17 protein-coding genes are annotated in these 24,680 nt (G+C 58.7%); 4 read left to right on the forward strand and 13 right to left on the reverse strand.

Going from position 1 to position 24,680, the window contains the following annotated elements:
- The first annotated feature begins 1,035 nt into the window (after positions 1-1,035).
- Both AB0K12_RS32395 and AB0K12_RS32400 read left to right on the forward strand, forming a co-directional pair.
- A complete protein-coding gene (locus AB0K12_RS32395) occupies positions 1,036-2,754 on the forward strand; it encodes a hypothetical protein (RefSeq protein ID WP_364569700.1) in 1,719 nt (572 codons plus the stop codon).
- Positions 2,755-2,795: 41 nt separating this feature from the next.
- Positions 2,796-3,710, forward strand: coding sequence for an HNH endonuclease signature motif containing protein (locus AB0K12_RS32400; protein WP_193319098.1), 915 nt, complete (start codon positions 2,796-2,798; stop codon positions 3,708-3,710).
- A 144-nt stretch (positions 3,711-3,854) separates the two neighbouring features.
- Here the strand turns inward: AB0K12_RS32400 and AB0K12_RS32405 are convergent, their stop codons facing one another.
- From AB0K12_RS32405 to dndB, 6 genes are all read right to left on the reverse strand, one after another.
- On the reverse strand, positions 3,855-4,481 hold the full coding sequence (locus AB0K12_RS32405; RefSeq protein WP_364569705.1) for a transposase: 627 nt from the start codon (positions 4,479-4,481) through the stop codon (positions 3,855-3,857).
- Entirely contained in the window at positions 4,391-4,933 is a 543-nt protein-coding gene (locus tag AB0K12_RS32410; RefSeq protein WP_364569708.1) for a winged helix-turn-helix domain-containing protein, read from the reverse strand. Before AB0K12_RS32410 ends, AB0K12_RS32405 begins: the two co-directional genes overlap by 91 nt.
- 499 nt (positions 4,934-5,432) lie before the next feature.
- Positions 5,433-5,810, reverse strand: a complete 378-nt coding sequence (dndE, locus tag AB0K12_RS32415; RefSeq protein ID WP_139638318.1) for a DNA sulfur modification protein DndE — start codon at positions 5,808-5,810, stop codon at positions 5,433-5,435.
- Complete coding sequence (gene dndD / locus AB0K12_RS32420) at positions 5,800-7,788, reverse strand: DNA sulfur modification protein DndD (RefSeq protein ID WP_364569712.1); 1,989 nt, start codon at positions 7,786-7,788, stop codon at positions 5,800-5,802. Before dndD ends, dndE begins: the two co-directional genes overlap by 11 nt.
- A complete protein-coding gene (gene dndC / locus AB0K12_RS32425) occupies positions 7,775-9,298 on the reverse strand; it encodes a DNA phosphorothioation system sulfurtransferase DndC (RefSeq protein WP_226900704.1) in 1,524 nt (507 codons plus the stop codon). Before dndC ends, dndD begins: the two co-directional genes overlap by 14 nt.
- Positions 9,295-10,428: a DNA sulfur modification protein DndB gene (gene dndB / locus AB0K12_RS32430; RefSeq protein ID WP_139638316.1), complete on the reverse strand. Its 1,134-nt coding sequence runs from the start codon at positions 10,426-10,428 to the stop codon at positions 9,295-9,297. The genes dndC and dndB overlap by 4 nt, the downstream gene beginning before the upstream one ends.
- Before the next feature lie 83 nt (positions 10,429-10,511).
- Between dndB and dndA the strand changes: the two genes are divergently transcribed.
- Entirely contained in the window at positions 10,512-11,669 is a 1,158-nt protein-coding gene (gene dndA / locus AB0K12_RS32435; RefSeq protein ID WP_139638315.1) for a cysteine desulfurase DndA, read from the forward strand.
- Here dndA and AB0K12_RS32440 read toward each other — a convergent pair.
- The 6 genes from AB0K12_RS32440 to AB0K12_RS32465 are packed head-to-tail and all read right to left on the reverse strand — an operon-like array spanning position 11,656 to position 19,911.
- Positions 11,656-13,104: a DNA phosphorothioation-associated putative methyltransferase gene (locus AB0K12_RS32440; RefSeq protein ID WP_364569718.1), complete on the reverse strand. Its 1,449-nt coding sequence runs from the start codon at positions 13,102-13,104 to the stop codon at positions 11,656-11,658. The genes dndA and AB0K12_RS32440 overlap by 14 nt on opposite strands.
- Before the next feature lie 16 nt (positions 13,105-13,120).
- Positions 13,121-13,597 (reverse strand): DNA phosphorothioation-associated protein 4, encoded by a 477-nt coding sequence (locus tag AB0K12_RS32445; RefSeq protein ID WP_364569721.1) that lies wholly within the window; start codon positions 13,595-13,597, stop codon positions 13,121-13,123.
- The gene (locus AB0K12_RS32450) at positions 13,594-15,663 is read right to left on the reverse strand and encodes an AAA family ATPase (RefSeq protein ID WP_364569724.1); all 2,070 of its coding nucleotides are present in this window, start codon (positions 15,661-15,663) and stop codon (positions 13,594-13,596) included. The genes AB0K12_RS32445 and AB0K12_RS32450 overlap by 4 nt, the downstream gene beginning before the upstream one ends.
- Positions 15,660-15,845, reverse strand: coding sequence for a hypothetical protein (locus tag AB0K12_RS32455; protein ID WP_139638311.1), 186 nt, complete (start codon positions 15,843-15,845; stop codon positions 15,660-15,662). Before AB0K12_RS32455 ends, AB0K12_RS32450 begins: the two co-directional genes overlap by 4 nt.
- A 17-nt stretch (positions 15,846-15,862) precedes the next feature.
- Entirely contained in the window at positions 15,863-17,983 is a 2,121-nt protein-coding gene (locus AB0K12_RS32460) for a DEAD/DEAH box helicase family protein (RefSeq protein WP_364569727.1), read from the reverse strand.
- 8 nt (positions 17,984-17,991) lie between these two features.
- On the reverse strand, positions 17,992-19,911 hold the full coding sequence (locus tag AB0K12_RS32465; protein ID WP_364569729.1) for a sigma factor-like helix-turn-helix DNA-binding protein: 1,920 nt from the start codon (positions 19,909-19,911) through the stop codon (positions 17,992-17,994).
- A 377-nt stretch (positions 19,912-20,288) separates the two neighbouring features.
- Here AB0K12_RS32465 and AB0K12_RS32470 point away from each other — a divergent pair, with 377 nt between their 5' ends.
- On the forward strand, positions 20,289-21,623 hold the full coding sequence (locus AB0K12_RS32470; RefSeq protein ID WP_364569731.1) for a histone-like nucleoid-structuring protein Lsr2: 1,335 nt from the start codon (positions 20,289-20,291) through the stop codon (positions 21,621-21,623).
- Positions 21,624-22,630: 1,007 nt separating this feature from the next.
- Here the strand turns inward: AB0K12_RS32470 and AB0K12_RS32475 are convergent.
- Positions 22,631-24,391 (reverse strand): AIPR family protein, encoded by a 1,761-nt coding sequence (locus tag AB0K12_RS32475; protein ID WP_364569734.1) that lies wholly within the window; start codon positions 24,389-24,391, stop codon positions 22,631-22,633.
- Positions 24,392-24,680: the final 289 nt, after the last annotated feature.

Raw genomic sequence — 24,680 nt, forward strand, 5'->3', positions numbered from 1 at the left:
CTCCGAGCTGCTGGTAGGCGGCATCCGGCAGGCGTAGTTGGCCTCAGAGAAGGAGTTGCGTTCGCTCTTGCAGCCCCGCCGCAGCCAGGTCTGGTAGATCAGCCGCGGCGCTGGTCGGGCTTGGCGGCGAACAGCCCGGCGATCATCACGCTACCCGATCCGCTGCCGGACACCGCCACTAGCGTAACCCCGCGCCGTCCCCAGCTTCGGCCGCGGAGTCGTCTCAGACTGTTGACCAGCCTCGTCTTCCCGGCAGAGCCAAGCGTCCGGGTGCTCCGCGGCCCTTTTCCCTCCAGCCAGACATCGCCACGCCAGGCGTGATCTCCTGCTCGTTACCCTCGGCCGCCCGCCGGGGCGGCATCTGCCAGCTCCAGCCCATCCAATACAGCAGATAGTCCAGCCTCCACAGCGTGTAGGAGGGCTCGAAACTAAGCCAAGACCAGCTCAACGATCCGCACCAAGGACCAGCACTGATCCTCGGCTCAGCAGTGCGCGGCTGGCCCTTCGTACTGCACCGCCGGCAACGCGGACAGCTGAGTCTCAGTCAGCTTGCACTTCTCACCCCCGGGACCCTTGGAGACCAGGACTTCGCCGACGCCGGGATCGAAGGCGTGATGCCAGCGATTCGCGAGTCTCGGGAGGGGCCCACTTCCTCCGACCGATGTCGTAATGCCCATGAAGTGATGCATCCCCATCTGCGGCTGACCTCTGAACAGATTCCCCTGGCGACCTATCCATTGGGTCGCACGAACGGTATGGCTTGTCCACACCAACAACCGGCCACCGCTAACACGTACATCACGACTCCACCGACCGAGATCTCCATATTGCACACCTCACAGGTCGCTCCATGGCCTGGTGCATCATCGTTCTGATCACGAAGACAGGACGATCACATGACCCCATCCCTCAAGCTCCGGACATCTCTACGCACACAGTGCATTACTGGACATTGATGCGTGGGCTACATGACCTCGCATCAATAGACTCATGACGCTAACATAACCAGGACCATCCTCTACGAGCAGGAGAGCCATGTACTTCCGCTATCCCGCTTGCCTGATGCGGCAAACACCCGAGGCGAAACCGCTCATCCTCTTCTCGGCTCCGGCCACAGAGATCGAGCAATGGGCAGGCGTTCCCCAGCGGCAGCGACTCCATGGCGAGGAAACGGTCGGCTTTCAGCGTGAAGAAAGCGTCTCTCGTGTCGCCGAAATTTCAGCTTTCTTCGACAATCCACGCAACATTGTCCAGAATCCGCTACTGGGTGCCCTCCAAAGCGCGCAGTCGGTTACTTTCGTACCTGTCGACGAGGACCAAAGTGTTGGTCACGTAGTGATCGAGTACGAAAGCGTCGATGACCTTAAGCTTCTGGACCTTCTTAGGCGACTCCGCGACCGACTGGAGCAACGTCTACCAGGGCTCCTAAGCGCCCCTATCCCGCAAGGCCGGTATCAGAGAACTCTGACAGAGGCAGCCAAAGAGCATGGGATGCCACACGATCCCGAAGTTGATCTGGATGACGTAGACAGTGAAGACGATTTTGATCCGTCGACCGATGATCCGGAAGACATTTCGGGCATCTTGCTCGCTGAAGAAACCAGAATAGTCGACTTCTATATCGAGATCCGAACTCGTATTGCCGCACTGGAAAAGTTCCCGCCACAAGAAGATCCCGACTCAATAGTAGGTTTCACGAAAGAAGCCGTAAAATCCTATCTCCTCCCGATAGTTCTAGTCGACGGACAGCATCGTCTTCGTGGAGCAGTTAGAGCGGCCCGGGCGTCGCTCGAAACACCTGTTGGGAAGAAGAGGCTAATGGAGGCGCTCTTTGGTGAAGGTAGTGTCGACCCTGATGAGATTGACCCCGACTCGCTTGCCGGCAATCTCATCAAACACAACGATAGATGGCTTCCCATGTCGCTTCTTATGGATGACAGTCCCAGCGAACATGTCTTCCAATTCGTTGTAGTTAATCAGAAGGCGACCCCCATGGGAAAAGCTCTTCTGGGCACGATCGTCTCAACGAGTTTGAGCAAAGAGGAGCTCGAGCCAGTCGCTCAACGCCTCAGAAATGCCAAAATTCAGCTCGACGACTCACGTGCAGTCGCCTATCTGACTCGCGCCGAAGAAAGCCCATTCAAAGGGTTGGTTCAGACCGGAATTGTTGGCGATAACCCAGAACATCTGCAATGGACTGTTCTTAAAAGTCTCGTCCAAGTCTTCCGTGAACTAACAGGCGGGAAACTATACGGCCAGAAGAACGACTACGCCAGAAAATGGCGACGCGAATTCCTCCCTCAAAGCGAACTTGTATCTGAGGGCGATACGGACGAGGCGAAGTTTAAGATCTGGAGTCAGGCGGATGGACCATGGCGCACCGTCTTCATCAGATTTTTCACACTCGTAAGAGACAAATTTGGCGTCATCGATGACATGCGGGCGCCGAACGCATGGGGAAGCAGCAGGGGCAACCTCTTCAACATGGTCAGTCTCACGATCTTGGCAGCTGACTACTTCGAATATCTGTGCATGCGAAAAAAGACGCTTAACCACGTCGCCGATGTCGATGCAACCTTCGAAGACTGGCTCGATGGAGTTAAGGACTCCTACTTCGCACGCGAATGGCCGCTCCCCACAGGCATGAAGAAGGATCAGCGACCCGTTAAAGTGAAGTGGGCATCGCTTTGGTCCGAATACAGGCGGGATCCTTCTACCGGTCTTCCCAAGGTCATCGAGTACGTTCCCAAGTAGAAGATATGCAATCGAACCAGGTACGCGGTTTCCTCCGTTCATTGGAAGAGCTTGATAAGAATCGGTGGGATCGTGAAGCACTCCAGGAGTTCGCGAAACTCAAGGTGCCTCACCACATGCTTGGGCCGAAACAGCTACTACTGGAGGTCGATGTAACTGTACTCCACGCCTGGTGGTTCATCGAAAGTGTAGCTGATCTAGCTATTTATGTTCACGATGAAAGTTCGCACATCCTTCACCTGGGAATTGATATCCTCCGTGAGATCCGGCGACGCTACCCGACGCTTCCACTCGATGAGGTTAAGCAGCTGGCTGAAATACTTACGGAGATAGCCTGGGGAGAAGTCCTTCAGCGGCGTGCAAGAAAGAGACACAGCATCACGCTGGCGGACCGGAGGTTACTTTGGTCCAATGCACAGCCGGACCCTCGATGCTATCTTTGCGGCTATCAGTTCTCTCCCCAGGCCGGCGCCCGCCTTGTCCGTTCAGGCAATGCACCAATCCCAGAACCGCTGTTCGTGGATTTCACCCGGCCGCGTGGCCTTAATCCTCGGGATCTTAGGATAGAGGTAGACCATGTCCGGCCGGTCACATCAGGAGGCTTGACTGACATCAGTAATCTGAGGCTAGCCTGTGGCTGGTGCAATCGCGTTAAGAGCAAATATGGCAGCTTATACGATGTTGGCTCATGGGCTCTTGGAAAAATCCTAAATCCACACCTCGGATGGGTGACAGTTCCTCAGCCTTTCTGGGTCTTACGCCTTGTCAGTATGACTGGTCGGTGCGAAGAAGCGTCTGGCTGTACTGCGACATTGGATACCCATGAACTGTTCGCCGGGCCGCAGAATGCTCGCGGTGCTCTTAATCCAGCCAACTTCGCTGTCTACTGCTCTGACCACGATCCATGGTCTTATGAGAGGTATGTATCACTTGCCACTGCAAGATCACGCATCTGAAGCCAAATAGTAAACAATTCTCAGAGTCGACGTAGCCCGCAGATGATTCGTCAATACGAAGGCCTCGTTCAGGCAGGCGGTCCTTAGGTATGAGACGAGTGAAGCCATCGTGTGCCGCTACACAGGTTGAATTCGTAGAGTCGGTCATGGCTCCACCGGGGTATCGAGGGTGAGCCCGGTCTGGGTGAGACAGCCGGTGAGCAGATGGGGCCGGTACTGGATCTTCTTCAGCTTGCGTTTGACGAGCCGGACGAGTCCGGGCAGGTTGGTGACGGCGAAGTTGGCCAGGGCCCGGCGGAGCAGCGACCAGACGCCCTCGGCGGGATTGAGTTCGGGAGCGTAGCCGGGAAGCTGGACGATGCGTAGCCAGTCGGCGTTCTCGGCGGCGAAGTCGGCGAGCTGGCCGGCCAGATGCACGTTGAGATTGTCCCAGCACCACACCAATGGCGCGCCCAGGTGCTGGTGGGTGGCCACGATCAGGTCCCGGTAGTCCATCCAGGAGAAGGTCTTGGGCTCGCCCCTGCGGCCGTGGTAGACGTACAGCTTGTAGAACAGGTGCGGCCGCTCGCCGTCGCGGTAGCGGACGACGCTGGCCATGTTGACCCGGCCGGAACCCCTGCCGCGGACCGTCACCACCGGCCGGGCGCCGACGGGCGCCCAGGTGCGACCTTTCGGCGGCCTCAGCCCCTGCCCGGCTTCGTCTTCGAAGCAGATGTAGGCACCCAGGTCCGCCGCGGTGCTTTTACCTCTGGCCGCACCTCGGCCTTCCACAGCGCAATGGCCTCCTCGTCCCGCTCCAGAGCGCGCCGGGCCGGCACCTGTACCGACCAGCCATGGCGATGGAGCAGCTTGCCCACGCCCTCAATCGTGTAGCCGATGTGGAACAACCGCCCGATCAGCGTCTTGACCCGCCCCAGTGTCCAGCACTGGTCCTCGACATAACCCCAGGCCAGCGGTCCCCGCCGGAGCTCGGTATCCAGCCGCGCCCATTGGCGGGCCGACAGCTTCTCCCTCGACACCGGACCCTTGGACCGTAACGCCGATGTGCCGCCCTCACGCCAGGCCTTCCGCCAGCGGGTCACCGACCGCTCGTGCACCCGTAACCGCGCGGCGACCGTCCTGGTCGTCTCTCCGGCTTCGAACCACTCGGCCGCCTGCAGCCGTACACGCTCCCGCCGCTCCTGCTCAGCGGGTGTGTACCCACCCCTTTGCCCGTACCGCATGCTCCGGTCGTACCGCACCAAACGCGATCCGTCACGAGGCAGGACTCTACGCCTTCAACCTGTGTACTGCCAGACGGCACGTGCTGCCTCAAAATGAGGTCGAACTTCTCTAGTATGCTGCGTTACGCGGTCGGAGTAGGTGATTGCCCGCGAGCAGTGTCAATATTCGTGACGACCAGCCGGCTGCTGTCCTCTTCCAGCCAACAGCGAAAGAGCGGCCACCTTTCCCTCTCTAATCGATCACGCAGCCATGACTCGACAGCTAGTTCCGAAACGAGTCGTGACGATAATTGCAAGTCTCAGCTTGAGGATGGCCCCAGTTTCAGTCGTAAAACCGCTCTTGCCCCGCCACCGGCCCGAGACAAAGACCATCTGCCTCGTCTAAAACGCTTCGGGATAACGCCTGTTAGGTGTTCGTCAACTAGTCCACAGGCCGAATGCCTCTCGCCTTTTCGATCAGACAAAAGACAGGTGGGACAGCTCACTACACTTATAAGAGCTAAGCAAGAGCAGCCTTTACCAGATTGTCCACTGAATCTAGATCACGTCGCCCGGCAAGATATCCAATGCCACGATGCAGATGTGTAATGAGCGTCCTCCCACAAGCTTCCTCGGTTGGCTCATTGCCATCACGCTGACATCGGGATCTAATCAACGCCATGTAGATATCCCCGTAAGCTCCAGCAAAGGTGCGCCAAGACATCTCTATATTGGAATCGGTAACGACATCACGCACTAGGGGAGGCGTTTCGTCTTGCAAAGACACAGCTAGAGCCCAGCGGCACAGGACGTTCCAGTTTTTAATGCCAGTGACTCGTTTAAGTTTGATCAACTGATCCTTGGCCGGTTGAGACAATCGGATTGTATCAAGCGACATACCGAGTCTTTCCCCATCCGTATCCGCGTTCGATTGTGGTTGTGAGCGTTGTATCGTCGTGGACCAATGTATATGTATGCGCGATCGATGGAATGAGGCGCTTTAGCAACTCATCATCGATCTCTTCGTCTGTCGACAGCAGAAGCACTTGGTGGCTTGCCTGCGGGAAGTAACGCTCAACAAGATTCTGTCTGTGCCGGCTATCCAGTCGACCCAGCGGAGTATCGATAACGCTCGGGAGTCTGTTGCCCGCCACGCGAGCTAGACCCCAGAGGAGGGATACCGCCAAGAGTTGACGCTCGCCGGCGCTCAGACGTGCAGGATTGAGGTCGTCGCCGTCCGCGCCAATCAAGGTCAAAGTGAACTTGCTAGTGTCGATGCGGAGGTCCTTAACCAGGCCGTCCTTGTGCGTTAGACGGCTGAAGCTGTCTAGTACAGCAACCTCCAACCGACTGATATGACGTTGCAGCAGGAGTTTCCCAAACTTATCCAAAGTGTTACGAGCACGGTCAGAGTACGAAACGACACGGGCACGGTGCTCGATCTCGGCTAGCCCCTTGGCTCGTTTGGCATATGCCTTCTCACGGGCTGCCTGGAGCTGCGCGTTTCCCCGGACAAGTGCGGCATGCGCCTCCTCCGTGGCGCGGAGTTCCCGCTCGAGGTCTTCCACCCGCTGACGGACCTTGTCCTGTCGGGCGATCAAGTCGGCAATCGCATCTTCTGCTGGAACACCGGCCAACTGCCGATCTAGCGCGTCGAGCTGCGATCTGAGCTCTTCAGACTCAATGAGCAGCTCTTCCGCACGCTGTGACTCGCTCTTGAGAACTTGGTCAAGCGAGTTGAGTTGCTGGATGCCTGTCGCCGACATCTGGATCACTCTTGGAACGCCTGCATCAGCCGCGCGCTGGGCACGGTCCTCTTCCATGAACTGCGCGACCTGCTCACGCTGAGCATCCGGTATGCCGTTGCCTAGTAGCGAGAGAATCTCCTTGTCCCGCTTGTGTAGGGCATCGAGTAGCTGCTCCGCGCGAATCGCATCTTCCTCTCGAGCTACCTGCGCACGCAGGGCCTCTAGTTGATCCTTAAGGAGTAGGAATGGGAGCGGTCCTGCTGCAGTGGTGTTGGCAAGAGTCACCCTTACAGCTTCGAGCCGGCCTCTCGCATGGGCACTCTGTGCTTCTAGCTCCGCCCGACGGCGGAAGAGATCTCCACCTTCCTTAGCGAAGGCGGCCTCGACAGCCTTGAGCTCCTTCTTCTCATGTAGGAGACCAGCTCTTGCGGAAGCGACTCGCTGAAGCGCATCTGCTCTGGCCACCTCGTTCTCCTCAAGCTGAGCTTCGATGGCGGCGATCAGCTCGAGTGCGGCCTTGTCCTCTCGGCTCACCTTCTGTCGCCGTTGAAGAGCCAGCAGATCGGTTCGCAGCTGTTCGACTGTGTTGACCCCCAGGAGCGATTGAACTGCCGACTCGATGACTGGAGCAGCCCGTTCAGGATCAGCAAGCGATTCGATCTTCTCCCCATCGAAGAAGAAAAGAGATGCGACTTCCAGCGGAAGGAGATCCTCTACATAAGCCGCCCATGTATCACTGACGGCCTTATCGTGTTCACCGTTGACGAAGACCGCTAGCGACTCGCGGACAGTCTTTCCCGAGATGGACCAGTTTCGCTCAATACGGTAATGACGTTGCTGCCCTTCAACCGTGATCGAAAACCAGAGTTTCACAGCTGCGTGCTTAGGCACGGCCTGACGGTTCACGCTGTCACGGAGGAATGCGTCGTAGGATCGATTTCCCCTACCGCTGCACCGCGCCCGCGAGCCGTACAACGCGAGTTGGATAGCATCTAGCAGCGTCGTCTTCCCGCAGCCGTTGAGACCTCCGATCAGGATGATCGGCTTGCCTGGCTTTGGATTCAGAGAGAGGATCTGCTTGCCGAGGTACGCACCGAAGTTCTCAAGAGTGATCTCATGCAGGAGCATCGGTGCTCTCTTCATCCAATCCGATCAAAGTGGGGGCGACCTTGTTCTGCTGATTGCGTTTGGCTAGGTCGACCGCATCCTCCGCATCCGTGTAGTAGCCCTTCTTGATCGCCTTCTCAAGTGCTTCGAACAGTCCGGAGCGACGAGTCATCGTGCGGAATTTCCGCTCAACTGCAAGTAGCTCGCGCATCGTCTCGAAGTGCAGGTCATCTCCGTCGCACACCGCACGAAGCAGCTCCACCTCATCCGCGGCCACTGCGAGGTGCTGGTCGAGCGGACCGCCGGGGAACTCTTCGCCCGTCTCCTGCTTGTAGATCTGGGGCAGCGAATCCTCAACCTCATGCTTCTCGAAGACCCAGATGCGTCGGATCTCATGCAATTCGTCCATGGTGATTAGCTCGATGCCCCGCACATGCTCTGGAGCATTTTTCCGAATCCAGGTCTGCGCGTTGAGGAGTTTGCGGAGCCACTCCCCACGGGCCCTTTGTGTGTACGGTCCAGGAACGTTGCGATCATGGAACAGCTGGATCGTGCCGTTCATCTTCCGGAAGTCACGCAGGTGGCTGTCGTCGGGAGCGTCGAGCTCGTCGCGTAGCTCCAGGAGCGGAAGCATCCACTCCTTTTCCTCATCGTTCTGGATCATCGCCGACATGGACTTGTCCTTGTCGACGAGAGTGCACGTCCAACAGCCGAAGCGGCTGTCACCACAGGAAGGAGTGGTGTTATCCACCACTAGTGGGCATTCGCCGTCGCTCGAGGCCCCTTGATACATGGTGAGGAGGTCCTTGTTCGGATGCCCCCAGGGGTTAGGCTGCTGCATCAAGAACGTCCAGACCTCATCGTTGCTCCATGACTCGATAGGGCTGTAGACGAGAGAGTTGGGAAGATTACCGTTAGGCGAGAGACGGTCGCGGACACGGCGCTTCTCGTGGCGCTCCATCACGCGGGCGCGAGCTTGGCTCTCCGCTTTGCGGATGCCCAAGACCAGGATGGCCTCACCGTGGTCATGCACGACTTGGCGGATGAACGAATTAGACGGCTTGATCTTCAAGCGTTCGGTGCACCAGCGGAACTTCGGCCTGGGAGCGGGGTATCCCTTGCCGATCAAGCCGACCCAAAAGGTGTCCTTTACATCAGGGACCAGCCTGTTCGGTTGGATCGGGAGCTGCTGCTTCTGTGCCGCCTGACGCATGGTCTCCAGCGATTGAGTCACCCAAGCAGCAACGACCGGATTCTCAACCAGGGTGTCCGTGCTGATGACATAGACCGGTTTGGTGCGCTGATGAGGCTCTAGGCCTTGTAGCGCCAGCCACACGAGTTGAAGCACCGCCGTAGAATCTTTGCCACCGCTGTAGCCCACGACCCAAGGAACCTGATCGGCCAGGTACAGCTCACAGATCTCCGCGGTCAGCTCGTTCACCACCGCGGCGAGTCCACCTTGGCTCTCGAAGGGGACGGTGCGCCGGGTGGGCGTGTTCAGCATGACGGCACTGCGCGTCGGGGTGCTCATCGCTCTCCTCGCTGGTAAGCGTCTTCTGCTTGCTGCTCATCGGCAGTCAGTTCGAGACCGAGCTGCTTACGTAGATAATTCACGGTAAGTACGACGTTTTGGTGATTCTTCGAGACACGACCACCGATGATCGCCCTTCCCTCCCAGTCAGGATTGGTCCGCGACCAGTCCACGTCCCGAAGCGGCGCTAGCCGCGGCTTCCACTCCTCTGGATCAAGCGAATCGCGAAGCAGTGTGTTCCCGAGCAGCCCTATCGCATGGAGTGCGATGCCATGCGTGTGTAGGTACTGCTTGCGGATCTCAGAGGCGGAGAGAGATCGCCTCCGCACTTCTCCCCAGTCCGGGATGAGAGCATCTATGGCTTCCCAGTAACCCCAGGACAGGCGCTCCCCGTCCTTGCCGCTAGGCAGCTTTAGCCCTTGCAGAAGGGCGCTCATCGCCGAGTACAGGGCGCTGAGTGTAAAGAGCTTGCGCGATCGAGCTGAGAGGGTGCTGCTCTCCATTTCAACGAAGTTCCGGAACACTGGGCACTTCAGCGCCAGAAGACGCGTCAGCTGTGATAGCTCATCGCGGTGGTCATAGAGGACGCCTATGGAACGAGCCGGCCGCACAGCGTGGCGGTTCAGGTCGGCGAACATCTGCTGGCTGCGCTCAAGGCTGGCGTCATGGAAGAAGACGACGGCGATGGTCTCATCACCGAGTGATGGGTTCTCTTTGAGTGCCACCTCGATGGCTGCACGCCGATGCTGACCATCGTTGATCAGGAAGCGCGAGGCCATCGGGATGTGCAACTGACCGACCCGCAACCCTGGCCCTTGGTCCGCGACCCCCACGAAGCGCATGGCGCCATCCACGGAGGCGGTTAGCGCAGAAAAGACGTAATCGTCGGGGTTCTCCAGGATGTACCGCGCGAGCGCTGGCACTCGTCCCTTGTTCAGGACTCGCTGCGCTCGGACCTCCGGCGCCAGCTCGTCCTCATCGAACAAAAAGATCTTGGGGATGAGGCGCAACGGGCACATCGATACGTAATACTCACGCCCTGCCTGCACACCGCGGATAGCTGGGAAGATGTACTCAAAGCCCGCAGTGGTGGCGTCTCCGCCTTGCTGTGCCAGCGCGTGTGATCCCACGCGGTCCACGGTACCGTAAGTACGTGTGCGTTTTAACGTACTCACGTGACGTGACGCCAACAAGTATGAGAGCTGGTGTGCATGTGGTCGCCTACCTGGATGCTGCGGCAACGACGAGGGTGCTCCCGGAGGTCGCCGAGGTCGTCCTGCACTGGATGTCCCAAGATTTCGGCAATGCGGGCTCGCGTACCCATGAGTATGGAACGCGCGCCAAGAAGGCGGTAGCCCGCGCTCGTGAAGGCATCGCAGCCCACCTCGCCGCCCGCCCGGATGAGTTGATCTTCACGAGTGGTGCAACCGAGAGCAACAACATCGCCATCCTGGGTCTAGCACCCTTCGGCGCTAAGAGTGAACGCCGTCACATCGTCAGCACCGCAATTGAGCACAAGGCTGTACTGGAGCCACTGGAGCACCTACAGTCACAGGGTTTCGAGGTCGAGCTGATCGAGCCGGGGCCCTCCGGTCGCGTGAGCGCGGAAGCCGTACTGGAACGGCTACGCCCCGACACGCTTCTGGTGTCTGTCATGCAGGTCAACAACGAGACTGGCGTAATCCAGCCAGTCGCCGAGCTGGCCGAACATCTCCGCTCCACCGCCACCTATCTTCACGTTGACGCGGCTCAGGGCTTCGGCAAGCTGCCAGACGACCTTCGGGCACCGATCGATCTCGTCAGCTTCAGCGGGCACAAGATTGGAGCGCCCAAGGGGGTGGGCGGCCTGCTCATCAGACGCCGCGGGCGTGATTCCGTGCCGCTGACCCCGCTGATGTACGGAGGCGGCCAGGAACGCAAGCTCCGCCCCGGCACGCTTCCCGTTCCGCTCATCATGGGCCTGTCCAAAGCTCTTGAGGTGTTCGAAAGCGAACGTACGCAGTGGCTGCAAGCGGCCAGCGAGTTCCGCGCCCGTCTGCTGGAGGGACTCGGCAAGACCCGGTTCAACCTCCATGGTGACCAAGAGCACGTGGTCCCGCATATCCTCAACCTGTCGTTCGAGGGTGTGGACACCGAGGCCTTGATCTTGCAGCTGAAAAACTACGCCGCGGTGGCCACCGGATCCGCCTGTACGAGTGCGTCATACACCCCAAGCCATGTCCTCGCGGCGATGGGGCTACCCGAAGAACAGGCCAGCAATGGACTGCGCCTCTCTTGGTTCCCCGACCAGGCTCAGGCACTGGAAGTCGACGAGTTCGCGAGCATCATCGCCGAGTACCAAGCCGGCATCGCACCGGTCAGTACCTCTTGATCAGGCGGTGACCACGGAGCTGGCGGCCGCAGCGGACCAGCTCGGCCTCCCAGCCCTGCTCTGTCCCAATGAGATGGGGATTGGCGTATAGGCCTGCTCGCAGCTCGCTGTCGGTAAGTCGCCGATACTTCGGGACAGCGGGGTCATCCGGGTGAAGAAACTCATGTTTGCGATGGAGTAGCGGCCTGTTCTCCGACTGCTCGTAGGACATGTGCGAGGTCTTGAATGTGGCGAGATCGACCATGTAGGACGATCGCAGCCGCGGATGCGGATCCGTGTCGAACTCCGGATAGTCCAGCCAACTCACCCCCCTACCCTGATGGCGCAGCTTGGCCAGGGTCCACTCCTGTGGACGTCCTGCCGCGAGCGAAGCGCAGTGCTCATACAGCCGCAGCACAACGGGCATGTAGTCAATTGCCCGGCGATGCACGTACAGGGCTGTTGGCGTGAGCTTGCCGACCTTTGACCCGTTCATCGCGCCACGGACATAGGCGTCGTCGCGCAGCTTGAGCAGCAGACGATCGGACCGCATACATGCTTCCTTGTAGGAGCTGAAGAACGCTCTCACGTCGAGCTGTGTGGAAAGTGGGAGGCATCCGAAGGGACCACGCCCGTTGAACAGCTCCACACCTAGGAACAGCAGCGTGGTCAAGGTGGATTTCTTCGCACCTTCCGCGACCTTTTCGGGATTGGCCGACACCCGGACGATCCGCTGCAGCTCTGCGGTGTTCAAATGGGCTAGGAGCTCCGCCATCTGCGTCGGCATCTCCTCTACGCGCGGCACCCGCCCGCGTCGCTCTGTGTAGTCCACTACGGAGGCTATCGCCGATGCCGCGTCGTCAGAGGCCAGCCAAATGGCCGCGGGTGCGATCCGACGAGCCAGACAGCCCAGGCGCGCCTCATCGCGCTTGAACGCGTAGACGATTCCGGGAGCCGCAGAGACGCACCGGACGCCTGTGGCGTCCTCAACGTAGCTTCGGAGCTCGCCAGCGCTGAACAGGTGCTGAAACGTCCGCCGGCTGGTAAGGACTCCGTCGCCGAAACCCGTGCCCTTGACCTTGGACTTCTCCCAGGTGAGTCGAGTGGAGACCACCAAGGTCTCCTTGGCAAGTTCCCATGCCTTAACGAGCGTACGACGCCGTTCCTCCGGGTCCTCGATGATGTTGAGGACATAAGTCAGCAGCACGACATCCGATGGGTCGAGGCTGCCTTCGGGGTGATAGTGGGGGTCCCAGCCGACCGCCCTCATGGCGATCCTCTGTAGAGCCCGGACATCATCCCCTCGTCCGCACCCATAGTCCAGGACCGACGAGTCAGACGTGATCTGCTGATCCACCACAGCCTGACGTGCGGGTACGGAAAGTCCCGTTCTGCCGATCGCGGTCAGGCGGCGCTCGGTTTCCCAAGCGCCGCCCGTCTGCTCTGTGAGAGTCACATGGCCATCATGGGGTTCAGAACTCCGGAGGGCTGAAGAATTGGCCTAGCTCTGGGGGGAGCCCCACCGACCTCTGATCCCGATCAGCTCGTCGTACCATCTCCAACAGCACGTCCATAACCCGCGACTTGCTCGCGTTGATCTCGCCTTGGATGTAGTTGAGACCACCGTTTGCATACTCTTCGAAGATTGTGACCCGCTCCCCAAGGCGCTCCTCGCTCAGGATGGAAGCGTCGCCAGGGTGCTCCAGAACCCCGAGGGAGTCGATGAATGCTTCGGCAGTCGGAGAGCGACGAAAGACTTCGTACCGAATGGGCTCCCCGGTCTCACTGAACTGCTCCCTACGCTCATGGGCGTAGCCGACGGATGCTGCGAAGAGTAGGGTCGCCGCCATACTGGTGAATGGACCGTCGCCGTCCTTGCTCAGTTGCTGAATCAGACTCTCATGTCCCTTCGGCCGACGAACTCGCTGCTCACTGGGGCTCGACATCATTGCGTCACCTCAGTGAACTCCGCGCCGTCGAAGGAGGATCCCAGCACCTGGTACGGGTACTCTCTCCCGTTCACAGCGATCTTCTCCGTAACGTCCTGCAAGTCACTCTTCGTCGTATGGGTCGTAATCACATACTGCTTGCCCACGCGCGGATGCAGCGAATTCTCGGCAACCCCTTCGGCTTGGGCCTTGCTGGACAGAACCACTACCTGAGAGGTCATCTCCGGAAGGAAGCGGGCGATCTGCCGACGGTAGTCGTCGTCCAAGTTGCCGAATACCGCGTCCATGACAATCGGATACTCACCGCCGACGCCTCCGAAGAAGGGGTTCGGATTCGTGGCAGCGTCGCGGCATTCCTGCGCGACTGCGCCGACGAAGGAGAGTGAGAGCAGCATGTTCTCACCAGTGGACTTGGGGGCCGGGACCTTCTCATCGCCTACCAGCTCCCAGTACTCCAGCTGGAATCCCGGCGTAAGCTCCGGCTCGTAGTTCTTCAGCGACGCCTGCTTGAACAGAGTTCGGATACGGGTGTCCAGACGGCGGCGGATGCTGTCGGACAAGAGCTCAAGGATCTGCCGGAGCGCGGTCTCGGTCTCTCGGATCACGGCGATCCGGCGCTGGATGCGCTGGTTGTTCTCGTCCTTGACTTGGATCTTGTCGACCTGCTCCTCTTTCTGTTTTTTCTGGTTGGCCAGGAAGTCGAGACGCTCGTCGATCGTGCCGAGGCATCTACTCGTCTCGCTCAACTTGTCGACCATCTTGCTGCGTCGCACTTCGATTGCACTGATGTCCTCTTGCGGCAGCTTCTTGATCTCGATGGAAACCTCGTTGAGCTGCTCAACCAGCATGCGCTCTTTGTCGGATGCCTCCCCGATCAGGCGATCCGTCTCCGCCAGCCGGTCCATCGTGCCACGACGCCGCTCCTCCAAGCCGGCTACCGCACCGCGAAGTTGATTCCATGCCGCTTCCACTTCGGCAAGGCCAGCACGCTCACGCCACGTCTCCAGCGCTGCTCGCTCGCGCGAGCCTTCGGTGAGATGGGTACCGCAGATGCACTCGCCCTCCATGAGAAGGTCTTCGATGAACGTGCGCTTCAACGGTGCGGGCAGCTCACCACGCTCTCGAAGTGCGTCGCAGGCAGCGATGATCTTCTCAGGCAGATCAGGTATGAAGGCCAGATAACCGGAGTCTGCGAGCACCCGAGACCGCTCGTCCTCGAGCTTGCGCAGTGATTCATGGGCGCTCGCACGTTCCCGTTCCAGGCGCTCACGCTCCAGCTGAAGTTGCTTGGCACCGTCCAGGGATTTAAGACGTGCCGCGAGCAGCTCGATCTCGTCCTTGAGATGCTGAACTTCTGTGTTGAGAGACTCCTTCTCCTTCTTCTTCTCTTCCGTCTCCTTGAAGACGGCGTCGATCTCAGCGGTCAGGCGCTCGGCGAGCTCGCTGTTGGCTCCCTCGGACTTCAACTGGTGACGCAGCTTGTTCGCTGCCGTGGGGAGGTGCTTGAGGGCTCGCTCGAGCTGCTCCAAGCCAAGGAGCGTCTTGATCGCATGCTGGATCTCAGCGTAGGCCTCCTTTCGAACCAGCTGCTCGATGCGCTCACCGTTGACGAAGAAGAACTTGCTCAGGCGCTCGGGAAGAATCTTGTCTATATGTCCCTGGGCGCTCTTGAGCTCTTTGGTGACACCCCTGTCGTCACGCTCGAGGAGAAGGAGCTGCGCCTTGGGCAAACGTTGGTCCGAATTCTGCTTCTCCGCTGTGAGAAACCGGCGCGCAGTGTAAGTGCGGCCTTCATGCTCGAACTCAACGGTCACCGACATGTCCACCGACGAACCGGGGCGGGCTTCCTGCCAGATCCGATTGTTGATCAGTCTGTCCTGCTGCTCGACATCTGCGCTGAGACGCCCATAGAGAGCCCAGGTGAAGGCATTGAGCAAGGTCGTCTTACCGCCACCATTGGTGCCATATATCAGTGTGACGTTGTGTCCCGGCTCCTGAGCGAACGAGATGCGGTTCCGCCCACCGTACGGTCTGAAGTTCTCGAGCTCGATCGACAGCAGCTTCACTTGACGACGCCCTCAACCCTCCGGATGATCTGGTCGCTCACGTTGCGCGTTACCGTCGCGGTGTCTCCCAGATGCAGGTTTTCCTTCTCCAAAGTCAGAACGTCCACGACAAGCTTCTTCGCCTCATCGCTTAGTTCCGCATAGATACGACCGACGATCTCGCGCTCGTTCTGGTCGCTCACTGGCCGCTCTCCACCTTTCACACATCAAGAAGCTGGTAATAATCGCGCAGTTCCCTCAGTTTGGCGAGGGCTTCCCCGTGATTCTCCGCGTATCCGGCGAACTCTACGCATCGAGCGAGCTCTCGCCGGAAGAGCCGACGCTCAATTTCGAACAAGGCAGGGTCTTGCGGGGGTGTCACCACGAAGTCGATGACCTCTGCGAAACTCTTCCCTGGCGCCCTTCGAAGGATCCGGCCGCGGCGTTGGATGAACTGCCGAGGGTTGGTGCTGCTCGCGAGCATGTACGCCACGCGAGCATCCGGGAGATCGACCCCCTCATCCAGACAGCGCATCGACACAAGAACTTGCAGGTCACGCCCAGTCGCAAACGATCGGAGCAGATCTCGGCGTTGCCGCTTGTGCTCCCTGGAGGTGAACGTATGAGCCCTGAGACCCAACTCCTTGCCCGCTAGCTCGAGAACCTGCTCGACCTGACGTGGCCCGGTCCCGCCGTCAATCAGCGGTGCTCCGCCCTCGGCGCAGTAGATCAACTGGAAGAAACTGTCCCTGTGTCTTTCCAGCGCCTCTCGAAGGGCCGGCATCTTGGCACGAGCGTGCCCGAGGACCTTCGACCGCATCCCTAGCAGCATTCCGAGCGGTGAGTTGTCATCCTCACTCACCGAGTCTGGCTCTTGCGATCTCATAAGCGCGCCAATCTTCACGGTGAGCTCGGTGTACTGCTCTGCCTCGTCATCGCCCAGGGGAACGAGGACGGGGTGGTATCTGTACCTCGTCAACGCCCCTAGGTCAATCGCCTCCTTGAGGCCCAGCTTGGTGAGAATGTCCCCGAAGTAGTCCTTCAGGGCATCCGTGCCCGCCGGATCGAACCATCGCTCCGGTGTGGCGGAAAGTGCGAGGCGGAACTGGGCATGTGCCGGCAGAGCCGTCCGCAGATGTTCTGCTCCTAGATGGTGTGCCTCATCGGCAATGACCAGCAGAGGGAGATCGATGGAGGAAAGAAGCGCCTGGAAGGCTGCCGCGCGGAAGGTGGCATTGGTGACCACCAATGTGATGCTGCCTTTTCGGCGAGCCCGAAGAGCGGCTAGCGCATTGCGTGCCGCCGGCTCCCATGACGCAGCCAGGTCGCGGCACTTGATCGGTACAACGCCGAAGTTGCGAAGTTCTGCCGACCACTGCTCGACAAGGTCCAGGAGCGGGACCACCACCACCGTGACCAAGGACAGATCGCGAGTGTGAAGCTGTCGCCCTATCTGGTCGAGTGCTGCCAATGCGGTAATCGTCTTTCCTGTGCCGGTAGCCATCTGCAGCACGCCACGGCCATTGGCGCTCAGCCACTTCGCTATCGCAGTCTTCTGATAGTCCCGCAGTTCGACATCATGCGGCAATCGCGCCCATCCCAAGGTCGTCAGATCGGTAGACACGACCAGCGGCTCAGGATCTTTGGTCTCGTTCGACAACTCGCCGGCGCGCTCGCCCAATGCGATGAATCGCTCCTTCGCGACAGCGGGAAAGTCAAGAATCTCGAGCCTTGGTGTGCGTCCGGCCCACAACTCATCGAAGTCGGATCGGAGGATGTCCACCCTGCCCTTGTCGTTCTCGTTCCACGATCTGAAGACCTGGATCGATTCGAAGTTGTCAAGAAAGGCGGAGCTGGTCTCGTTCATGGAACCGGTGAATGCGACGGTATCCCCGTACTTGTCGGAGATGAGGCCGATCTTCTCGTGATAGAGCGCGAGACCTTCCCTGCCATGGACGATGGCAATCTTCACATCCATTGCCTCTTGGGCAATGAGCCGCCCGAGAAGCCCCAGTCCAGCGAGTTCTTTGCTGGGACGCTCGGTGTCTGGGTCCAGTTCACGTAGCACCGCCTTGGCGATGATCTCCCGGTACGTGTACCCAGCCCGCATCTCATCAATGTCGCCGTCCGTCAGATGCGGACTGGCTATAAGTCGAATACGACCGCCGTTACGTTCGAAGCCTTCCAACCCGCGAGCGACCAGTGCGAGAGACTTGCTGGTGAAGTATCCGACTGCTCGGTCGTATCGGTTCGCGAGCGAGAGGCAGGGGACATAGAACTCACCTACGACGTTGCTGCGGTCGCTCCTGTAACTGTCCTCGAGGGTCAAGGTGCGCAGCATGTCAGCCATCACCGCCCGCCGAGCGCAGCGAAGAAGTCATCCAGACCAGGAACGGAATCGAGCGCTCGACAAGACTCACTCAGGGTGTAACCCTCCACGATTTCGGCGAGGTCAAGATCGCCACGAGCACGTAGGGACATCACGAGAGCAGCCCATGAGGTTTGCACAGAGAGTGCAAGGGCGCCGGCTACTGCCAAACGCAGGTCCTCTCCGCTCAGTCCCCGTTGGACACCTGAGCGAAGCGCGATCTCGTCATCTTCGGTCTTGTTCCAGGCGCGAACCAGCCGAGCCCGGACCGCGCCACGGTCGGTCGGTGCGAGCCAGAGCACATCTCCGATCTTGGCTTGAAGCTGTGTGACCAGTGAACGGATGCTTCCAAATTGCGGCTGAGGTGCTGCCCAGGAGATGCGGATCTCCTGGGCCAGAGCAGCAAAGACGCGTTCAGTCCCCTCTGCGACTTGGAACAAGGCCATTACGCCACGTGGCGCCGTAAATCCCGATCCGCGCAGTACCTCCTTGTTGATGTCTACACGGAACCACCACTGTCCCCTGAGGAAGAAGCACCGACGGGTCTCTCCAGGAGTCGGCATTTTGCGGGATGCCTGGCTTGGCCCATCGTCTCCATTCCCTGCCAGCCTGATCCACCCATCCCTGCGAGAGAATTCCCGTCGCGCCGCGTACGCACGCACACTGGCCGGGGACACCCCGAACTGCTCGACCAGTTCATCTACTACGTCAGCCAGCAGCACACGTCCACCGCCGCGCTCGATCCTTTGCACGATCTCCTCGCGGATGCCCTCATACGTCTCGAGGTTCCACTCAGGCAGTCCATAGGAATTGGGCCCCACCCGCGCGATGCGGTCATCGGCCTGCAAACGCCCTCGAAGGGATCGCACCCCATCCACCTGAAGCCGCTCCGCGATCTCCTCCACACTCAATGGATGACCCGCAGCGGCCAGGACCGCGACTGCGAGCTCGGGTTGCGAGGCACCCTTGCGGACCACGATGCCAGCGGCCTTACGGAGACCGCAGTACTCAAGCCACGACGACCACGCATAGTCATCCAGCCCCAGCTCCGCCTGGAGTTTGTCGAGGTCGTAGCCGCCATCCGACCGCTTCTCGCGGTGTGTGGCTGAGTAGAAGGTCACATCACGTAGATCTGAAAGCGGCTTGGTCGCCAACCAGGGACCATCGACATCGAGATCAGGCAGAAGCATCTCAAGGAAATTGGACAGCTCAATTCCGACTGGGTGAACCAGATCCGACAGCTCAGGAACTCGTGCCGAGACAGCCTCGAACGTCATGAGCGGTGAAGATCCATTGAAGACCCACCAATGGAACTGGCCGATCCGCTCCGCAACCGGGCTGCTCTGCCGCCATGCAGCGAAGTTGTCGGCCAGCTTCTTCTCTAGCTGACCAACGCGTGCGCGGCTGACACCAAGCTCGTTGCCCAGGTCATCAAGACTGCGGTCGCGACGAGCCATACGATGACGGAGGATCAGGCGCTGACGATCATCGAGCGAAGAGGTCCACAGCTCCAGAAGATCGTGCAACGTAGCATGTGGTTCGTTCTGGACCGTTTCACCACGATCACGCACGTCACCCTCTACCAGAGAGGCGAGAAGCGCGTTCAGGACATCCTTGAGCGTCCGCTGGTCGCAGCCTGTCAACCCTCTGAGCTCTGGAACGGTGGTCTGGAGCAAGACACGACGATCTTGAAGAGAATTGGCAAGCAGAATGTCCCGTGCTCGCTCCGCAGAGCAGTACCGACGGATGTCGACGGGCTCGCAGACCGAGATCTTCAGCAAGTCACCCAGCGACTCACCTCCGCCATGAGCCGCCAGCTCGGCACCATATGTAGCGATCCAATCAGCACGATCATTGCTGGAGGCAGCAGCAAGTGCATCCAGAATGCGACCGGAGCCCATGCCCGCCTCCTTTGAACACGATCCAAGCACGCTGAAGGTCTACCAGAACCGACTGACACCACGGGGGTTGTGCCGGCCAGACAAAGTTACAGGGATACTGCCCCAACGTCGCCAATAGGGACAGTAGTCAATAGTCGCTATCGTGCCTATCGGACGACCGTAAATATCGCCTACAACACTCAATGCAAGTAGGCGCTAACAACGTGCGACCAGCACTGGAATCTGTCGGACCCCTAGTGTATGCCTCAGTGTCAGCTGGAACGGTTGACGCCGGAAGAACCGTGAGAGGTCAAGCAAGGTTCGCCAGAGACGCTGACCGATCCATGCTAAACGGAACATTTCGCCCATAGCGTGACATTACGAGTGAGAGTAGAAACATGACTGTTGGCGAGCCGACCGCAAACGGCGATGTTGAACGGAAGGCAGCGGTTCCGTCACTGGATGACCTCTTCAAGGCCCTCGCGCGCTCGGACGAGACAGTCAGTAGCGAGCAACCGCCCACGGGCGTCAGCTCCAACCAAATCGCGTCAGCTCAGATCCGCCAGTGGGCACGCGACAACGGCTACCAGGTGGCATCCCGGGGTCGCCTTCCGGATCACGTTGTAGACGCTTACAAGCGCCGTCCCTCCTCGACCTCGAGAAGAAGCCCGACACGCACATCACGGTCATTGAAGAGTGTCGCGACCCCCAGATCACCTGCGTTGCCATACCTCAGCAACCTGCAGGAGGCACTCATTGCCGGCGGCGTCGAGTGTCAATTGAACCCTGCGGTGCCCGCATTGATCATCTCAGCACCGCAGGAAGTCAAGATGGTCACAGCGGGCAAGATAGAGGCATTCATCTCCAACAGCCGTTTCGTTTGGGGAGAAGGGCGCTCCCTCTCGATTCATCCAATCGATGACCATGAAGGCGCGGCCAGGAAGATCTTGAGATCCTCAGCGGCGCCGAGGCCGTCCATCTCTCCAAAAAGGCGGTCTCAGAAGCCCGTCACAGCCAAAGACAGCGAGGATCTTAAGCACCTCCTCCAGCTTCGCGATGCACTAGCCGTACGCGGCGTCCAAGCTGACCTCGACCCCTTCAAGCCTCTTCTGATCATCCGCTCGCCTGCGGAGGCAGTGACGATCACAAACGGCTACGTTCAGGTCCTGAGGTGCCCCGATCTCCGGTTTAGCTGGGGCAAAGGCCTTCCACGCATTTCGCACACCGCCGAGGACGCTGACAGTGCAGCTTGGGAGATCACTAGACATGGTTCGAAGGCGACTACGCCATCCGCAAGCATGTCAACCTCCACCCGTCAAGAACCGAGCATCACGAGCCCTCGTCCCCAGCGGCCACCCCGGTTAGGTGGTAGAGCGATCACAACGTACAGCTCCGACGAGCTGGTGGCCCTGATCCGATGGCTGATCTCCGAAGGACGGACAACGACCTATGACGATCTTCTTGACAACGCCATCGCCGAGCTGCGACTTCCTGGCAGGACGTCTAGAAGGGTCCAGGCCATCGAAAAGGCCGCCATCCTCGCCGGCTGGAAGCCCGGTCCCGGCTCTACAACCGATGGCGCTCAGTACTCAGATGTCCTCCAGTGGGCACGGAGGCTTCGGGTCGAGCTCGACACCAGCAGAGAGATTCCAGAACATGTCGTCTGCCAGTACAACCGTATGCATCCTGAGCGGCCGTATAGACCCGTCGGCAGAGAGGGCCGGGGCCGCTGAGATCGCCTTCAGGCTTGATCAATCTCAGGCCAGATGGACGTCACGAGAGTAGGGTTGAAGTCTGACACCTGACAGATAACCGGCGACTGGCGAGGAGCGCTGGCGGCATGTCCCAGATCCCTTTGTGGGAGGAACCTCAGACACTTCGGGCGGCAGATCACGTGCCAACCGTAGACGAGTTCCTCGCGCTCCTGAAGCAACCCGATACGGAACCTGTCGATTTGATGAAGGTCACTGAGCTGGATTGATTGAATCGTCCCCGGCTTCGTTGAAACTTGATGTCGCTTGGGACGGTCGCGGACAGCACCAGGCTCGTAGCGACATGGCGTGGAAGGAGCAATGCGCCTTCCAACCTCCTTGTCGTGGAGACGGGCCCGCTCCACGACAGCGGCCAGTACAGATATCGCGGCTTGAGCTCTGCTGTCGGAGGATGTCACCGCCATGCTAAGCCATAGACTTGCTCGCTTGTCGAACTCCCATCCTGCTCTCATTGCCGCACCTAACCGGGACCATACAAACCATGCCGCAGAAGGCCACCACTCCCGATGAATGCAGTGTCCGTGCTCCTCGCCACACCTGGGTAGCTCCCTGCACACCGCGTCTACGACATTCTCCACGAGCACAACAGAGGCCCCTTGAACTTGAGCGTATCTTGAAGCAGCTGGGTAATAGACAGACAACTAAGAACACACTCGAAGGGAGCAGCTGCTCGAGGCGTTGCTGAGAGATGACAGATTGCGCTCTGGCGCCAGAGGTTGACCAGTATCCGACTGGTACGCAAACTCGACCTCCACCGCGCACTTCACGCTGCTCTGAGTGAGGCGCCCCATTGCCTCAATGCCTATCTACTCGAGGCAGTTACACAGCTGAGCCGTTGGCCAGCCACCCTCGCATGCCTCATTCGGGTCAAATAACCCAGGCACACAGCCGCCACGCAGCCAGCAGAGGACGCTTGCGTATGGTAACTTCCAACTCAAAACTCTCTTGCGCCGAGACTCAGGACTCATCTATGACAGTTTCGGGAGCGAGATATTCTCATACATTTCTAGATGGTCAAGAAGGTTGTCTTCCCATTTTCTTGCGGCGTCGACATCCTTGAGGGCCACTCTCATGTCCGTGTCATCACCGATGGCATCCGCCCATTGCTTGAACGCTCTTAAGACTATCTTTCTCCCGCCATCAAATTGGCGCGGATCTTTGCGCATAATGTCTATTATGCGATCCGCCTTTTCTCCATCCATTTCTGTATAATACTGCCGCAGCATCACCTTCATCGCGAATACGCAATGCATGACCCATAGCTTCTTGCACCGCAGAACCCTATTTAGGAGTCGCTCATTAAATGACGGGAGTAGCTTGACGCGGATGCCCTCATTCGGCTTATCCAGTAAGTGCCAGAAGTCTTCATACCAAACGTAGGCCAGTAGATACAGCCTGACATCTCTGTCTTCGCGATATATCTCTCCGTAAAGGGGTGGCGAGAACATCTCCTCCTTATCGCTAACGGCCTCTGCAGGATGCCCATCGAACGCCCGCCACCGCTGTCCAACGTCCTCTTTTGTGATACGACGAGCTAGCGTAAAACGGCTACGCTGGGCCGGCGAAAGCGAATGCCACTCCCTACGCTTTCTCTCATAGAACCATGGAGTGGGGAGGTTGGCAAAGTAGACTTGTAGTCTAACCTGAATAGGATCGTTCGACTTGAGGTCTTCTTGTTTTACAGGCGACTGAGAATTCGTGTGCTCGGCTATCTTTAGGAGCTGCGTCGTGCCTAGCTCACCAGGCGTTCGCGAAATGATCCGGGCGGCGATAGGGAGAATTGCGCCCCCAAGCTTGTCTCGTTTATTAATAAGAGCTGTCACGGTTTGACAGCCATTCACAATTTGCGGATTCGTAAGTGCGATTTCACTCGTCTCCGGATCGACCGAAAAACTATCGCAGACTATAGTTATTCCATTATTGTAATACCAGAACCCTTTACGTTGGGTCTCATCATCCAGTGTCCGGCGGATCTGTTGATTAACCCTGTTTTGATGGCCTAGGTGATATCTGATATTTGCAGCCACGATTCTGGGCATATGCCCTTCGGCTTGTTCTGCAAGATTTGCGCCATCCAGATTTGCGACCAAGGCGGAGGAAATACCTTCCACCGATGGCCCATCGACAACAAAATATTGGTTTTCAATCATTCGGAGCTTTATGGTAGTTCCCTCGAGATCCTTTGATTCCTCTTTGTTGAGGTACTCTCGATAGAATTTTTCCGGAGTCCAAAATTCTACCTCGGGTCGTAGCGGGTGGCCGCTCGCTCGAGCTCTAATTTCACGCTCACTCTCGTCTGAAATTCTGCCATAAATGAAATACTGCAGGACGGGCCGACAGCCGCTGGCCAAAGCCTCTCGGAACGCTTGTCCGATTTGCATGATTTTCTGTCCACGCGTTTCGCATGCCTTGGGATTCTGTAGCATGTCCAGGATGCCAACGAAGACCCTTAAAGGTTCGGGGTCTATTAGTGTGCTTTGATCAGCGGAAAACTTCGATTGGCTGAGGTAGAAAATCTCAGCTTCTGGATCCAGGAGATAACCGTCTAGGCCTGAATCGCCTTTGCCGAGGGTATCGCATTGATTATATGCATCATCGCCAGAAAGATCGTGAACAAACGCCAGTGCCCAGCGCGCAAATGCGTCACCGTCTTGCGCAAGGGAGAACGTATCTTTATATTCGGCGACCTCGTGACGTAGCCGGACAATGAAGTTGTCTGGAACGGCCATAGCTATACCTCTCTGTCTGCTTCCCAACTTCAGCGGTAGCAACCTTCCCGAACATGAAGTTACCTGATTCGCCTTGATGTTGCACTATGTCGCCCCTTGCTCGTATGTATCGAGTTGGCAGAGGGTATGCAGCCAAGGACCCGAGCGTCCCCGCTCATGGGAACAGAACGTAACACCCACCGGCTTGCTCCGCATCGCGATCTTCCATCTTCTCCATTGCTGCCGCCCACTCGTCGTCAGTGACTGGACCGCATTCTTCTTCCAGCCAGTTCACCAGTCGCAGCAACCA

The organism is Nonomuraea sp. NPDC049419, from assembly GCF_040676995.1.
Lineage (GTDB): Bacteria > Actinomycetota > Actinomycetes > Streptosporangiales > Streptosporangiaceae > Nonomuraea > Nonomuraea salmonea.